The sequence below is a fragment of the Streptomyces sp. NPDC048257 genome (assembly GCF_043201855.1).
Lineage (GTDB): Bacteria > Actinomycetota > Actinomycetes > Streptomycetales > Streptomycetaceae > Streptomyces.
The window spans coordinates 106,557-121,842 of the sequence record NZ_JBICZI010000013.1 but is presented as its reverse complement, the minus strand read 5'-3'; the positions used below and the strand labels follow the sequence as shown (position 1 = coordinate 121,842).

The 15,286-nt window shown below is 71.8% G+C and carries 12 protein-coding genes; 9 read left to right on the top strand and 3 right to left on the bottom strand.

Going from position 1 to position 15,286, the window contains the following annotated elements; translation table 11 throughout:
* Positions 1–16: 16 nt before the first annotated feature.
* The 6 genes from ACGFZK_RS23990 (at position 17) to ACGFZK_RS23965 (ending at position 8,555) form a co-directional block, all read left to right on the top strand.
* Positions 17–1,816 carry an ABC-F family ATP-binding cassette domain-containing protein gene (locus ACGFZK_RS23990; protein WP_393850901.1) on the top strand — a complete coding sequence of 600 codons (1,800 nt, stop codon included), beginning with the start codon at positions 17–19 and terminating at the stop codon, positions 1,814–1,816.
* Between the two features lie 180 nt (positions 1,817–1,996).
* Positions 1,997–3,616, top strand: a complete 1,620-nt coding sequence (locus tag ACGFZK_RS23985; protein ID WP_393850900.1) for a PQQ-binding-like beta-propeller repeat protein — start codon at positions 1,997–1,999, stop codon at positions 3,614–3,616.
* A gap of 46 nt (positions 3,617–3,662) precedes the next feature.
* Entirely contained in the window at positions 3,663–5,381 is a 1,719-nt protein-coding gene (locus tag ACGFZK_RS23980) for a PQQ-binding-like beta-propeller repeat protein (RefSeq protein WP_393850899.1), read from the top strand.
* 127 nt (positions 5,382–5,508) lie between these two features.
* Positions 5,509–6,201, top strand: a complete 693-nt coding sequence (locus ACGFZK_RS23975) for a response regulator transcription factor (protein WP_393850898.1) — start codon at positions 5,509–5,511, stop codon at positions 6,199–6,201.
* Between the two features lie 111 nt (positions 6,202–6,312).
* Positions 6,313–7,272: a UDP-glucose 4-epimerase GalE gene (galE, locus tag ACGFZK_RS23970; RefSeq protein ID WP_393850897.1), complete on the top strand. Its 960-nt coding sequence runs from the start codon at positions 6,313–6,315 to the stop codon at positions 7,270–7,272.
* Positions 7,273–7,787: 515 nt separating this feature from the next.
* A complete protein-coding gene (locus ACGFZK_RS23965) occupies positions 7,788–8,555 on the top strand; it encodes a LuxR C-terminal-related transcriptional regulator (protein ID WP_393850896.1) in 768 nt (255 codons plus the stop codon).
* Here the strand turns inward: ACGFZK_RS23965 and ACGFZK_RS23960 are convergent.
* The gene (locus ACGFZK_RS23960; protein WP_393850895.1) at positions 8,514–9,011 is read right to left on the bottom strand and encodes a MarR family winged helix-turn-helix transcriptional regulator; all 498 of its coding nucleotides are present in this window, start codon (positions 9,009–9,011) and stop codon (positions 8,514–8,516) included. The genes ACGFZK_RS23965 and ACGFZK_RS23960 overlap by 42 nt on opposite strands.
* 161 nt (positions 9,012–9,172) lie before the next feature.
* Between ACGFZK_RS23960 and ACGFZK_RS23955 the strand changes: the two genes are divergently transcribed.
* Both ACGFZK_RS23955 and ACGFZK_RS23950 read left to right on the top strand, forming a co-directional pair.
* Entirely contained in the window at positions 9,173–10,030 is an 858-nt protein-coding gene (locus ACGFZK_RS23955; protein WP_393850894.1) for a trans-aconitate 2-methyltransferase, read from the top strand.
* A gap of 2 nt (positions 10,031–10,032) precedes the next feature.
* Entirely contained in the window at positions 10,033–10,425 is a 393-nt protein-coding gene (locus tag ACGFZK_RS23950; protein WP_393850948.1) for a VOC family protein, read from the top strand.
* Between the two features lie 76 nt (positions 10,426–10,501).
* On the opposite strand, the gene ACGFZK_RS23945 is transcribed toward ACGFZK_RS23950, so the two are convergent.
* Positions 10,502–11,176, bottom strand: a complete 675-nt coding sequence (locus tag ACGFZK_RS23945) for a helix-turn-helix domain-containing protein (RefSeq protein WP_030716992.1) — start codon at positions 11,174–11,176, stop codon at positions 10,502–10,504.
* Complete coding sequence (locus ACGFZK_RS23940; protein ID WP_393850893.1) at positions 11,173–12,153, bottom strand: acyl-CoA desaturase; 981 nt, start codon at positions 12,151–12,153, stop codon at positions 11,173–11,175. The genes ACGFZK_RS23945 and ACGFZK_RS23940 overlap by 4 nt, the downstream gene beginning before the upstream one ends.
* Positions 12,154–12,509: 356 nt before the next feature.
* On the opposite strand from ACGFZK_RS23940, the gene ppc reads away from it, so the two are divergent.
* Positions 12,510–15,272 carry a phosphoenolpyruvate carboxylase gene (gene ppc / locus ACGFZK_RS23935; RefSeq protein ID WP_393850892.1) on the top strand — a complete coding sequence of 921 codons (2,763 nt, stop codon included), beginning with the start codon at positions 12,510–12,512 and terminating at the stop codon, positions 15,270–15,272.
* Positions 15,273–15,286 lie beyond the last annotated feature (14 nt).

The window sequence follows — 15,286 nt, the reverse complement described above, 5'->3', positions numbered from 1 at the left end:
CCCTGGAGCGCGTCTGATGGCCGTCAATCTGGTCAATGTCGAGGCAGTCAGCAAGGTGTACGGCACACGTACCCTGCTGGACGGCATCTCCCTCGGCGTGTCCGAGGGGGACCGGATCGGCGTGGTCGGCCGCAACGGCGACGGCAAGACCACCCTCATCCGGATGCTCGCCAAGCTGGAGGAGCCCGACACCGGCCGGGTCACCCAGTCCGGCGGCCTGCGCATGGGCGTCCTCACCCAGCACGACTCCCTCGACCCCCGGGCGACCATCCGCCACGAGATCATCCGGGACATGGCCGACCACGAGTGGGCCGGCAACGCCAAGATCCGTGACGTCCTGACCGGACTCTTCGGCGGCCTCGACCTGCCCGGCTTCGGCCAGGGCCTCGACACCGTCATCGGCCCGCTCTCCGGCGGCGAGCGCCGCCGCATCGCCCTCGCCCAGCTGCTCATCGCCGACCAGGACCTCCTGATCCTCGACGAGCCCACCAACCACCTCGACGTCGAGGGCATCTCCTGGCTGGCCAAGCACCTCCAGGAGCGCCGCTCCGCACTCGTCTGCGTCACCCACGACCGCTGGTTCCTCGACCAGGTGTGCACCCGCATGTGGGACGTGCAGCGCGGTGACGTGCACGAGTACGAGGGCGGCTACAGCGACTACGTCTTCGCCCGCGCCGAGCGCGACCGGATCGCCGCCACGGAGGAGTCCAAGCGGCAGAACCTGATGCGCAAGGAGCTGGCCTGGCTGCGCCGCGGCGCCCCCGCCCGGACCTCCAAGCCCCGCTACCGCATCGAGGCCGCCAACGAGCTGATCGCCGACGTGCCGCCGCCGCGCGACACCTCCGAGCTGATGAAGTTCGCCAACGCCCGCCTCGGCAAGACGGTCTTCGACCTCGAGGACGTCAGCGTGCACGCCGGCCCGAAGGAGCTCCTCAAGCACCTCACCTGGCACCTGGGCCCCGGCGACCGCGTCGGCCTCGTCGGCGTCAACGGCGCCGGCAAGACCTCCCTGCTGCGCGCCCTCGCCGAGGCCGCCCGCACCCAGGGCGAGGTCCAGCCCGCCGCCGGCAAGGTCATCGTCGGCAAGACCGTCAAGCTGGCCTACCTCTCCCAGGAGGTCGGCGAACTCGACCCGTCCCTGCGCGTCCTGGAGGCCGTCCAGCGCGTCCGCGACCGCGTCGACCTCGGCAAGGGCCGCGAGATGACGGCGGGCCAGCTCTGCGAGCAGTTCGGCTTCACCAAGGAGAAGCAGTGGACGCCGGTCGGCGACCTCTCCGGCGGTGAGCGGCGCCGCCTGCAGATCCTGCGCCTGCTGATGGACGAGCCCAACGTCCTCTTCCTCGACGAGCCCACCAACGACCTCGACATCGAGACCCTCACCCAGCTGGAGGACCTCCTCGACGGCTGGCCCGGCTCGATGATCGTGATCTCCCACGACCGCTTCTTCATCGAGCGCACCACCGACACGGTGATGGCGCTGCTGGGCGACGCGAGCCTGCGGATGCTGCCGCGCGGTCTGGACGAGTACCTGGAGCGCCGGCAGCGGATGATCGAGGCGGCCGCCCCGCCCGCCCCCGCCGCCACCGCCGCGAAGTCCACCGCCTCGGGGGACTCGCGCGCCGCGAAGAAGGAGCTCCAGAAGATCGAGCGGCAGCTGAACAAGCTGTCCGACCGCGAGGGCAACCTGCACGCCCAGATCGCCGAGAACTCCACCGACTACGACAAGGTGGCCAAGCTCGACGCGGAGCTCCGCGAACTCCTCGCGGACCGCGACGATTTGGAGATGCGCTGGCTGGAGCTGGCCGAGGAGGCCTGAGCCGGGCCGGGGCCGTCCGCCCCGGGCGGCCCCGTCGCGCGGGCCAACTGGCCGGATAACGGCGGCATCACGGGCCGGTCCTCCCTTGGGAACAGGGGGCGGACCGGCCCGATGTATGTGCGCCGTCAGTGATAGAAAGGTCATCCTCCCCGCCCCCCCCGATGCCGAAAGCGTGCGCTGATGACCGAGCCGCCCCAGCCGCCGAACCAGCCACCGACACCTTCCGGTTACGGGCACCTCCCCGGCCCGCCCCAGCAGGGCTACGGATTCCCGCCGCAGGGCGAGAACCCGTACGCGCAGCAGCACGCGTACCCGCCGCAGCCGCCCACCGTGCAGCAGCAGGCGGGCCCCGGCTACCCGCCGCTCCCGCCCGGCGGCGCCCCCGGCGCGAAGCCGAAGCAGAAGGCGGTCCTGCTCATCGCCGCCTCGGTGGCCGCCGTCCTCGTCCTCGGAGGTGTCGGCTACGTCGCCTTCTCCGGCGACGGCAAGGACCCGGAGCCGGTCGCCCAAGAGCCCACGGACGCCAAGCCCTCCGGCTCCCCTTCCGTGGACAAGGGCGACGGCAACGGAGACGGGGGCGGCCGGCAGGCGGACCTCAACGCCGGCCGCAAGCAGGGTGAGGACAAGGTCCTCTGGCTCAAGACCACCAAGATCGACGGCCCCGGCATGGGCGTCGACTCCGCCGGCCAGTGGGTCGTCGGCGACACCGTCGTCAAGAGCGTCTGGAAGTCCCTCACCGGCTACGGGGTCACCGACGGCAAGGAGAAGTGGACACTCGCCTTCCCTGCCCTGATCTGCTCCGTCGCCCCGCACGCCACGCCCGAGGGCAGGACGGCCGTCATGTACCGCGATGGTGAGGGGGAGGGCGCCGCCTGCACCCAGCTGCGCGTGGTCGACCTCAAGACGGGCAAGGAGGTCTGGTCGAAGCAGGTGCCCAAGGAGGGGCTCTTCGACATCTTCACCAACCCCACCCTGTCCATGATCGGCGACACCGTCACCGTCAGCCGCGGCGGCACCGCCAGCGCCTTCAAGATCAGCAACGGTGACAAGCTCTTCGCGAGCCCCCTGGGCGACGGCTGCAACCCGGACTCCTACGAGGCCGGCAACGGCAAGGTGATCGCCCTCGCCACCTGCTCGGACGAGGCCTCCTCCGCCGAGGTGCACGGCATCGACCCCGTCACCGGCGCGAAGGGCTGGGCCTTCCGGCTCCCCGCGAAGTTCAAGGTCACCAGCATCTACTCGGTGAACCCGACCGTCCTCGACATCGGCAACGAGCAGACGAAGCAGCGCTCCATCGTGGTCCTGGGGCCCGACGGGAAGCAGACCGCCACCCTCGCCGGCGAGGGCAGCTTCGCCGTCGGCTGCGGCGACACCGGCCTCTTCCGGTCCCTGGCGACCTGCCCCTCGGCCGTCGTCGACGGGAACACCCTGTACCTGCCCACCGCGGCGGCCGCCGGCGCGGCCAACGAGATCGTGGCCTTCGACCTGGCCACCGGCAAGGACAAGTGGCGCACCCCGGCAGGGGACAAGCGCACCCTCACGCCCCTCAAGGCCGTGGACGGGCAGCTGATCGCCTACCGCAAGGCCGAGGCCGACCAGGGCGGCGAGGTCATCTCGATCCCGGCCGCCGGCGGCACGCCCACCGCGCTGCTGCGCCACCCCTCGGGCCCCGCCGCCCCGATCGAGAGCACCTTCTACACCCCGAAGCTCGACTACGTGGACGGACGGTTCTTCATCTCCTCCACCCATCTGCGGGCCCAGGGCCAGGACGAGAAGCTCCTGATGGTCTTCGGCAAGTGAGAACGCGTCCCCCCACGAACCGCCCACCGAGAGGCAAGAGCATCCGATGAGTACCCCGCCGCCCCCCAGCCAGCCGCCGTCCGGCGGCTTCGGAGCACCGCAGGATCCGCCGCCGGGCGGCTTCGGCGCGCCGGTGCCGCCCTCCGGACCGCCCGCGCCGCCCGCGCCGCCGGCCGGGCCCCCGCCGCAGCCGCCGGCCGCGCAGCCCGCGTACGGGTACCCGCAGACCGGGCCCGGCTACGGCTACCCGCAGCAGCCCGGCGGCCCGCAGTCGTTCGGCGCGCCGTCCGCGCCCGCGCCCGCCCCCCGGCCCGCGGGCGCGGGCCGCGGCAACGACAAGCGCACCCAGCTGACGATCGTCGGCGCGGCCCTCCTGGCCATCGTCCTCATCGTCGGCGGCGGCCTCTGGTACACCTCCGGCGACAGCGGCACCGACAGCAAGCCGGAGAGCGGCCCCAGCGCCTCCCCGGGCGACGGCAAGGGCCAGGCCTACGTGCCCGGCACCGAGAAGGCGCCCGCGAACACCAAGTCGAAGCCGCTCTTCAACCAGCCGAGCCCGGTCCCGGCGGACGTCGCCACCGTCGCCGGCTCCTGGCTGACCGACACCACGTACGTCAAGTCCGACCTCGCGAAGGTCGTCGGCTACAACCTCGTCGACGGCGGCAAGAAGTGGGAGCTGCCCTTCCCGGGCGAGCTCTGCGCCGCGACCAAGCACGTCAGCGAGAACAAGACGGCGGTCCTCTTCAGGGCCACCCAGTCGACGCCCGAGAACAAGTACCCCCAGTGCACCGAGGTCGGCGTCATCGACCTGGAGAGCGGCAAGCTCCTCTGGTCCGGCAACGCCAAGAGCGCCACCGGCGGCGACAAGCCCGTCACGCTCTCCACGGTCACCCTCAGCGGCAAGACCGTGGCCGCGGCCGGCATCTCCGCGGGCGGCACCGCCTGGAACCTCGCCGACGGCAAGTCCCTGTGGCCGCCCAAGGTCGACGGCGAAGGCTGCCGCGACGTCGGTTACGCCGGCGGTGAGGCCCTCGCCGCCATCCGCAAGTGCGGCCAGAGCCCCAACTACACCCTGTTCGGGCAGCTCCTCGACCCGGCCACCGGTGCGCCGACCGCCTCGTACAAGCTCTCCCAGGGCATCGAGGACGCGTCCATCGTCTCCACCAAGCCCCTGATCGTGGCCGCCGACGTCGGCAAGACCGCGAAGAACGCCACGGGCGTCAGCGACCTCTTCGTCATCGACCCCAAGGGCGAGCTGAAGGCCCGTATCCCGCTCGCCTCCGGAGACTTCGCCGGCAAGTGCGGACTGGACGTCGAGAAGTGCGTCAACATGGTCGTCGGCAACGGCAGGATCTACCTGCCGTCCTACGAACACCAGGGCCAGGCCGCCGGCGGCCGCACCAACGAGCTGCTCTCCTTCGACCTGGAGACCGGCAAGCAGACCACCGACCGCGCCGACGCCGGCGAGCGGTACACGATGTTCCCGCTGCGCATGGACGGGTCGAACATCATCGCCTACAAGAACCCGCCGTACGACAAGGGCGGCCAGATCGTCAGCATCGACAGCAGGACGATGAAGGAAACCGTCCTCATGGAGAACCCGGAGGACAAGGCGAGCCAGCGCGCCGAGACCGGCTACTCGCCCGAGTACTCCGAGTACCGCTACCACAACGGGAAGCTCTTCATCTCCCGTACGACGGTCAGCAAGCCGTACTCGGAGAAGGCCGACCCGGAGTACCTCTTCGTCTCCTTCACCGCGAGCTGACGCGTACGGCACCGCCGAAAGCCCCCGAACGGTCCGCACCGATCGGGGGCTTCTGCGCGGTATCCCCCTCGCACCGTCGAACAAGCGTGTAGCTTGCCGGGTCAGAAGGGTGGGGGGTGGTTCCTCAATGGGCGTACGGGTGGTGGTGGTCGACGAGCACCGGCTGTTGGCCGAGGCGCTCGCCTCTGCCCTGAAGCTGCGTGGCCATCGGGTACTGGCGGCCGCAGCCCCGGCCGCGGGCGCCGCCGAGCTGGTCATCGGCCGCGCCCCGGAGGTCTGCCTGTTCGGCACCGCCACCCCGGCCGAGCCCGGGGTCTTCGAGCCCGTGGTCCGGATCAAGCGCGAGCGCCCGCAGATCGCCGTGGTCGTCCTCGGCCCGGTGCCCAGCCCGCGCGGGATCGCGGCCGCCTTCGCCGCCGGCGCCTCGGGGTACGTGCGCCAGGACGAGCGCATCGAGGGCGTCGAGCGGGCCCTGGCCAAGGCCAGGGCGGGGGAGGTGGCGATCGCCCCGCAGCTGTTGCAGGGGGCCTTCGCGGAGCTCCTGAACCCGGCCGCGCAGCCCGACGACGAGGGCAGCCGGCTGCTGCGGCTGCTCACTCCGCGCGAGGTGGAGGTGCTCGTCCGGGTCGCCGAGGGCGAGGACACCCGGCTGATCGCCGCGGGCATGGAGATCGCCCCGAGCACCGCGCGTACGCACGTGCAGCGGGTGCTGATGAAGTTGGGCGTGGGGTCGAGGCTGGAGGCGGCCGCGCTGGCCGCCCGCACCGGCCTGCTGGACCGGGCGCTGCCCGGGACGCAGTCCGCCGCCGCGCGCGGCTGACGCGGCGACGGCGGCCCCCGCCGATTTCCCCGCGGGCGCGGAATCGGGTAAGCCAGTCTCCAAGCACGCGCACGCACCCGCGCGTGCTCCCCCGTGAGAGGCAGTAGGCGAGTGAGCAAGTACCTGGTAACCGGTGGCGCCGGATACGTCGGCAGCGTGGTCGCGGCCCACCTTCTGGAGGCCGGCCACGAGGTCACCGTCCTCGACGACCTGAGCACGGGCTTTCGCGTCGGGGTCCCGGCCGGTGCCACCTTCGTCGAGGGCCGGATCCAGGACGCGGCCCGCCACCTGGACCCGTCCTACGACGCGGTGCTGCACTTCGCGGCCTCCTCGCAGGTCGGCGAGTCCGTGGTGAACCCGGGCAAGTACTGGGAGAACAACGTCGGCGGGACGCTGGCCCTGCTGGCCGCGATGCGCGGGGCGGGCGTGCGCAAGCTGGTGTTCTCCTCCACCGCCGCCACCTACGGGGAGCCGACGGAGGGTCTGCTGACGGAGGCGTCGGTCACCGCGCCGACCAACCCGTACGGTGCCTCGAAGCTGGCCGTCGACCACATGATCGCGGGGGAGTGCGTGGCGCACGGCCTGGCCGCGGTGTCCCTGCGCTACTTCAACGTGGCCGGTGCCTACGGGGAGTTCGGCGAGCGGCACACCCCCGAGACGCACCTGATCCCGCTGGTCCTCCAGGTCGCGCTGGGCGAGCGGGAGTCGATCTCGGTGTTCGGCGAGGACTACCCGACCCCGGACGGCACCTGCGTACGCGACTACATCCACGTCGCCGACCTGGCGGAGGCCCACCTGGCCGCCCTGCGGGTCGCCGCCGACGGGGAGCACCTGATCTGCAACCTGGGCAACGGCAGCGGGTTCTCGGTCCGCGAGGTCGTCGAGACGGTCCGCAAGGTCACCGGCCGGGACATCCCCGAGGTCGTCGCCCCGCGCCGGGCCGGGGACCCCGCGATGCTCGTCGCCTCCGCACGCACGGCCCACGAGCGCCTCGGCTGGACCCCGAGCCGCTCGGACCTCACCGGGATCATCACGGACGCCTGGAACTTCGCGCGCACGCACGCCTCCTGAACCTCCGGAACCTCCCGAGCCGCCGGAACCGCCGGAACCTTCCGTACCGGTCCGGACCTCCGCTCTCCTGCGCGCCCCCCGCACCCCGATCGGTGCGGGGGGCGCGTGCGTGTTCGCCGTGCGCTGCGGGTGGGCGCTGTGCGCGGGCGCCCGGCGTGCACACGCCGGGTGAAATGCACCCCGTGCAACTGCCCGCGGCACACGCCGGTACCGAAGCCGCCATCAGGACCTTCGGCGCAGTCGATTTCAAGCCACCACAAAGCCGGTTCGGGACGCCCGCGCCGGAAAATCCCTGGGAAATCTTCTGCTATTCGGCCAACCGCCGGACGCCCCCGGCCCTACGCTGATGCGTGACACCGGTGGGGGCCGGTGTTGATTCAGGGGTCGAGACAAGTCGGGTACGTCGTCCGGTCCGGGGTATGCAGATATGTCACGGCGGCGGCCGGGGCAGCTGCGGATCACCCGGTCCGGGCGCCGTACCCGCCGTCGTCCGTTCCCCTACCCTTGGGGGTTTTGTGGTTCGTATCCGGGTTCTCGTCGTCGACGATCACCGCATCTTCGCCGAATCGCTCGCAGCCGCGCTCGCGGCCGAGCCGGACGTGGACGTGTCCGCGGCCGGCAGCGGCCCCGCCGCGCTGCGCTGCCTCGAACGCGCGGCGGCCGAGGGCCGCCGCTTCGACGTCCTGCTGGTCGACGCCGATCTCGGCGCGGTCCCGGGGGCCGTGCCCGCCCAGCGGGAGCCGGGCTCCGGGCCACCGCCGCCCGGCGCGGACGGGATCGCGCTGGTGGCGGGGGTGCGGGTGACCCACGCCGGGGTCCGCACCGTCGTGCTCGCCGAGCGCGACGACCCGCGCAGGGCCGCCCTCGCACTGCAGGCGGGAGCCTCGGGCTGGGTGGCGAAGGACTGCTCGCTCTCACGGCTGCTGGCCGTCATCCGCGGGGTCCTGCGCGAGGAGACCCACCTGCCGCCCGCGCTGCTCACCGGGGTGCTCCGGGAGCTGACCGCAGCGCGCAAGCACCGTACGGACAGCGAGCGGCTGGTGGAGTCGCTGACCCCGCGCGAGCACGAGGTGCTGCGCTGCATGGTGGCGGGGCTGGGCCGCAAGGACGTGGCGGCGCGGCTGTTCCTGTCCCCGCACACGGTCCGGACGCACATGCAGAACGTGCTGGGCAAGCTCGGTGTGCACTCCACGCTGGCCGCGGTGGCCCTGGCCCGGCGGGCCGGCGTACGACCGGCCGACCTAGCCGGGGATGTTGTCGAACGGAGCGGTCAACTGGCGTAGCAGCCCGGCGAGATCACCGCGCTGGCCCTGTGAGAGCCGGGCCAGGATCGCCCGCTCCTGCGCCAGCAGCCCGGCGAGGGCCTGGTCGGCACGGTCCCGGCCCTCGGGGGTGAGCCGCACCAGGACCCCCCGGCGGTCGCTGGGGTCCGGGAGCCGTTCGACGAGGCCCTTCTTGGCGAGCCGGTCGATGCGGTTGGTCATGGTGCCGGAGGTGACCAGGGTCTGGGTCAGCAACTGGCCGGGAGAGAGCTGGTAGGGCGCGCCGGCGCGCCGCAATGATGTCAGGACGTCGAACTCCCACGGCTCCAGGCCGTGCTCGGAGAAGGCCAGCCTGCGGGCGCGGTCGAGGTGGCGCGCGAGCCTGCTGACGCGGCTCAGTACCTCGAGCGGTTCCACGTCGAGGTCAGGGCGCTCCCGCCGCCATGCCGCCACCAGTCGGTCGACCTCGTCCTCCATGCCGATCAGTGTAAGGGGTCTGTCGACGTGAAGTCTCTTCACACCAAGTATCTCGATTACGAGTATCTTGACGTCGAGATATAAATAGAGTGAGCATGGGGCATGGAGGGGGCCGGAACGGATTCCGCTTCCGATCGCCCCGCCAGCAGGGAGGCTCGAACATGTATTCCGATACCGCGCGCGCCGGGACCCCCACGTCCACCGCGCCCTCCGCCCCCACCTGGGATCCCCAGCAGTACCTCCGTCACTCGGGCCACCGCACACGGCCCTTCCTGGACCTCCTCACCCGCATACCCGAACTCCCCCAGCGCCCCGCCCGTATCGCCGACCTCGGCTGCGGCCCCGGCAACGTCACCACCCTCCTCGCCGACCGGTGGCCCGAAGCCCGCATCACCGGCTTCGACCTCTCCAAGGAGATGCTCCACCGGGCCACCGAGGAGCACGCCGGGCCCACCCCCGGCGGCGGCGACCTCGACTTCCGCCACGGCGACCTCGCCACCTGGCTCCCCGAGGAGCCCTACGACCTGATCGTCTCCAACGCCGCCCTCCAGTGGGTCCCCGGCCACCCCGGCTCCTTCGGCGCCTGGATCAACGGCCTGCGCCCCGGCGGCACCTTCGCCTTCCAGATTCCCGGCAACTTCACCGCCCCCAGCCACGCCCTGCTCGCCGAACAGTGCGACACCCCGCGCTGGCGGCCCCGGCTCGCCGGCCACGGCGCCCGCTACATCCATCTCCTCGAACCCGCCGAATACCTCGCCCGGTTCACCGCACTCGGCTGCGCCGCCGACGTCTGGGAGACCACCTACCACCAACTGCTCCAGGGGCCCGACCCCGTGCTCGACTGGGTCAAGGGCACCGCCCTGCGGCCCGTACTGACCGCCCTCGGCGACGACCGCGACGCCGTGGACGCCTTCCTCACCGAATACCGCGACCGGCTGCGCGCGGTCTACCCGACCGGCCCGCGCGGCACCGTCTTCCCGTTCCGCCGCATCTTCGCCGTAGCCCGCAAGGAGGCATGACCGTGCTGACCGCAGTCGACCATGTGCAACTCGCCGCGCCGCCGGACTCGGAGGACCGGCTCCGCGCGTACTACACGGACGTCCTCGGCATGACCGAGATCCCCAAGCCGCCCGTCCTCGCCGCACGCGGGGGCTGCTGGTTCGAGGCGGGGCCGGTGCAGTTGCACCTCGGCGTGGAGGAGGACTTCCGGCCCGCCCGCAAGGCCCACCCGGGGCTGCGGGTGACCGACATCGAGGCGTACGCGAACAGACTGCGGGAGCGGGGCGCCAAGGTCGTCTGGGACGACGACCTGCCGGGCCACCGCCGCTTCTATTCGGAGGACCCCGTCGGCAACCGGCTCGAATTCCTGGAACGGCACCGCCCGGAACCGGCGGCTCTCGAACCTTGCGCATAAATCGCACCACACGACGGCGCCCCGCCACCGGAGATCCGGTGACGGGGCGCTGCCGGGTCCGCCGTGCGAGCGGCGCTCAGTTCTTGCGCCGGCCCACCAGCTGCGGTTTCGACTCCAGCCCGTCCAGCCCGTGCCAGGCCAGATTCACCAGGTGCGCGGCCACCTCCGCCTTCTTGGGCTTGCGGACGTCCAGCCACCACTGCCCGGTCAGCGCCACCATCCCCACCAGCGCCTGCGCGTACAGCGGGGCCAGCTTGGGGTCAAAGCCCCGCGCCTTGAACTCCAGACCCAGGATGTCCTCGACCTGCGTGGCGATGTCGCTGATCAGCGAGGCGAAGGTGCCCGTCGACTGGGCGACCGGGGAGTCCCGGACGAGGATCCGGAAACCGTCCGTGTACGACTCGATGTAGTCCAGCAGCGCGAACGCCGCCTGCTCCAGCAGCTCCCGCGGGTGCCCGGCCGTCAGCGCGCCCGTCACCCCGTCCAGCAGCTGGCGCATCTCCCGGTCCACGACGACCGCGTACAGGCCCTCCTTGCCGCCGAAGTGCTCGTACACCACCGGCTTGGACACCCCGGCCTTCGCCGCGATCTCCTCCACCGAGGTGCCTTCGAAGCCCTTCTCCGCGAAGAGGGTCCGGCCGATGTCCAGCAGTTGCTGGCGCCGCTCCGCGCCCGTCATCCGTACCCGGCGGCCGCGCCTGGGCTTGTCGCTGCTGGAGTTACCGCCGTCGATCGCCACGCCCCCCATCATGCCGCGTTCGACTCGTTTTCCCTGCGCCGGGCGTCGATGCGGGCCGCCGACGGCCAGCGCACGTCCGTGGCCCAGCCCAGCTGCTCGAACCAGCGGATCAGCCGCGCGCTGGAGTCGATCTGGCCGCGCAGCACACCGTGCCGCGCCGCGGTCGGATCGGCGTGGTGCAGGTTGTGCCAGGACTCCCCGCAGGAGAGCACCGCCAGCCACCACACGTTGCCACTGCGGTCGCGGGACTTGAACGGCCGCTTGCCCACCGCGTGGCAGATCGAGTTGATCGACCACGTCACGTGGTGCAGCAGCGCCACCCGCACCAGGGAGCCCCAGAAGAACGCCGTGAACGCGCCCCACCAGGACATCGTCACCAGACCGCCCACCAGCGGCGGGATCGCCAGCGAGATCATCGTCCAGAAGATGAAGTCCCGCGAGATCCGGCGGATCGCCGGGTCCTTGATCAGGTCGGGGGCGTACTTCTGCTGATCGGTCTGCTCCTCGTCGAAGAGCCAGCCGATGTGCGCCCACCACAGCCCCTTCATCAGGGCCGGCAGCGTCTCGCCGAACCGCCACGGCGAGTGCGGGTCACCCTCGTGGTCGGAGAACTTGTGGTGCTTGCGGTGGTCCGCCACCCAGCGCACCAGCGGCCCCTCCACCGCCATCGACCCCATCACGGCGAGCACGATCCGCAGCGGCCGTTTCGCCTTGAAGGAACCGTGCGTGAAGTAGCGGTGGAAACCGATGGTGATCCCGTGGCAGGCCAGGAAGTACATGAAGACCATCAGGCCCAGGTCCAGCCAGCTCACCCCCCAGCCCCAGGCCAGCGGCACCGCCGCCAGCAGCGCCACGAAGGGAACGGTGATGAACAGCAGCAGGGCGATCTGCTCGATGGACCGCTTGTTCTCGCCGCCGAGGGTCGCGGACGGCTCGGATGTGCCGGAGGGTGCCGAGGCACCCTCGATCAGATCGGGACTGGTGGTCATGGGTGCCCCTGGGGGGTGAGAGGGGGAGGGAAGACGGCAGGCTCGGGGTCACGAACCCTACGGATCCGTAACCTACGGCATCGTAAGTATGGCAAAGCCGGGTCCGGAGGCAACAGGAACAGCGCCGGGAGACGGGGCGCGCGGGAGCTGTGCACGCGCCGCCTGGTGAGACGTTTGCCCAGGCACACGGATCGGACACCTATCCTGGTCCCGTCGGACAGCGCGGTCCGCACGGGCAGCCCGAGCTGCGCATCAGGAGCGGAGATCCGCCCGGACGGAGTCCGGGTACGGCATCGCCGCACGTCGCCGGGAGCCCACCGCCCAGTAGCGCTCGAACACTGCAAGGAGCCGCACCTGTGAGCAGTGCTGACCAGGCCCCCCAGGGCCAGGCCCCCGTCACCCCGGCCGCCACCGCCAACGCGGAACTGCGCGCGGACATCCGCCGCCTCGGCGACCTCCTCGGGGAGACCCTCGTACGCCAGGAGGGCCAGGACCTCCTCGACCTCGTCGAGCGCGTCCGCGCCCTCACCCGCACCGACGGCGAGGCCGCCGCCGCCCTGCTCGGCGACACCGACCTGGAGACCGCCGCCAAGCTCGTACGCGCCTTCTCCACCTACTTCCACCTCGCCAACGTCACCGAGCAGGTGCACCGCGGCAAGGAACTGCGCGCCCACCGTGCCGCCGAGGGCGGGCTCCTCGCCCGCACCGCCGACATGCTGAAGGACGCCGACCCCGAACACCTGCGCGCGACGGTCAAGAACCTCAACGTCCGCCCGGTCTTCACCGCGCACCCCACCGAGGCGGCCCGCCGCAGCGTCCTGAACAAGCTGCGCCGCATCGCCACCCTGCTGGAGGAGCCCGTCACCGGCGCCGGCGACCGCCGCCGCCACGACCTGCGCCTCGCCGAGAACATCGACCTCGTCTGGCAGACCGACGAACTGCGCGTCGTGCGCCCCGAGCCCGCCGACGAGGCCCGCAACGCCATCTACTACCTCGACGAGCTGCACGCCGGCGCCGTCGGCGACGTCCTGGAGGACCTCGCCGCCGAGCTCCAGCGCGTCGGCGTCGAGCTGCCCGCCGGCACCCGCCCCCTGACCTTCGGCACCTGGATCGGCGGGGACCGCGACGGCAACCCCAACGTCACCCCCGAGGTCACCCGCGACGTGCTGATCCTCCAGCACGAGCACGGCATCAGCGACGCCCTGGAACTCATCGACTACCTGCGCGGACTCCTCTCCAACTCCATCCGCTACACCGGAGCCACCGAGGAACTGCTGGCCTCCCTCCAGGCCGACCTGGAGCGCCTCCCCGAGATCAGCCCGCGCTACAAGCGGCTGAACGCCGAGGAGCCGTACCGCCTCAAGGCCACCTGCATCCGGCAGAAGCTCCTCAACACCCGCGAGCGCCTGGCCAAGGGCATCCCGCACGAGGAAGGCCGCGACTACCTCGGCACCGCCGAGCTGCTCACCGACCTCACCCTCGTCCAGACCTCCCTGCGCGAACACCGCGGCGCCCTCTTCGCCGACGGCCGCATGGACCGCACCATCCGCACGCTGGCCGCCTTCGGCCTCCAGCTCGCCACCATGGACGTCCGCGAACACGCCGACGCCCACCACCACGCCCTCGGCCAGCTCTTCGACCGGCTCGGCGAGGAGTCCTGGCGCTACGCCGACATGCCGCGCGAGTACCGCGGCAAGCTCCTCGCCAAGGAACTGCGCTCCCGCCGCCCGCTGGCCCCCACCCCGGCCCCGCTCGACGCCGCCGGCGCCAAGACCCTCGGCGTCTTCTCCGCCATCAAGGACGCCTTCGAGAAGTTCGGCCCCGAGGTCATCGAGTCCTACATCATCTCGATGTGCCAGGGCGCCGACGACGTCTTCGCCGCCGCCGTCCTCGCCCGCGAGGCCGGCCTCATCGACCTCCACACCGGCTGGGCCAAGATCGGCATCGTCCCGCTCCTGGAGACCACCGACGAGCTGCGCGCCGCCGACGTCATCCTCGACGAGATGCTCGCCGACCCCTCCTACCGGCGCCTCGTCTCCCTGCGCGGCGACGTCCAGGAGGTCATGCTCGGCTACTCCGACTCCTCCAAGTTCGGCGGCATCACCACCTCCCAGTGGGAGATCCACCGCGCCCAGCGCCGGCTGCGCGACGTCGCCCACCGCTACGGCGTGCGGCTGCGCCTCTTCCACGGCCGCGGCGGCACCGTCGGCCGCGGCGGCGGCCCCTCGCACGACGCGATCCTGGCCCAGCCCTGGGGCACCCTCGAAGGCGAGATCAAGGTCACCGAGCAGGGCGAGGTCATCTCCGACAAGTACCTGGTCCCCTCGCTCGCCCGCGAGAACCTCGAACTGACCGTCGCGGCCACCCTGCAGGCCTCCGCCCTGCACACCGCGCCCCGCCAGTCCGACGAGGCGCTCTCCAGCTGGGACGCGGCCATGGACACCGTCTCCGACGCCGCGCACGCCGCCTACCGTGCGCTCGTCGAGGACCCCGACCTGCCCGCGTACTTCTTCGCCGCGACCCCCGTCGACCAGCTCGCCGACCTCCACCTCGGCTCCCGGCCCTCGCGCCGCCCCGACTCCGGCGCCGGCCTCGACGGCCTGCGCGCCATCCCGTGGGTCTTCGGCTGGACCCAGTCCCGCCAGATCGTCCCCGGCTGGTACGGAGTCGGCTCCGGCCTCAAGGCCCTGCGCGAGGCCGGCCAGGAGGACGTCCTCGCCGAGATGGGCCGGCGCTGGCACTTCTTCCGCAACTTCCTGTCCAACGTCGAGATGACCCTGGCCAAGACGGACCTGCGGATCGCCCGGCACTACGTCGACACCCTCGTACCGGAGCACCTCAAGCACGTCTTCGCCCGCATCGAGGCCGAGCACGAGCTCACCGTCCGCGAGGTCCTGCGCATCACCGGCGACGAGGAGCTCCTCGGCTCGAACCCGGTGCTCCAGCAGACCCTCGCCGTACGCGACGCCTACCTGGACCCCATCTCCTACCTCCAGGTCTCCCTGCTGGCCCGCCAGCGCGCCGCCGCCGCCCGGGACGAGGAAGCCGACCCGCTGCTCGCCCGCGCCCTGTTGCTCACGGTCAACGGCGTTGCCGCGGGCCTGCGCAACACCGGCTGACCGGACACGAGGAA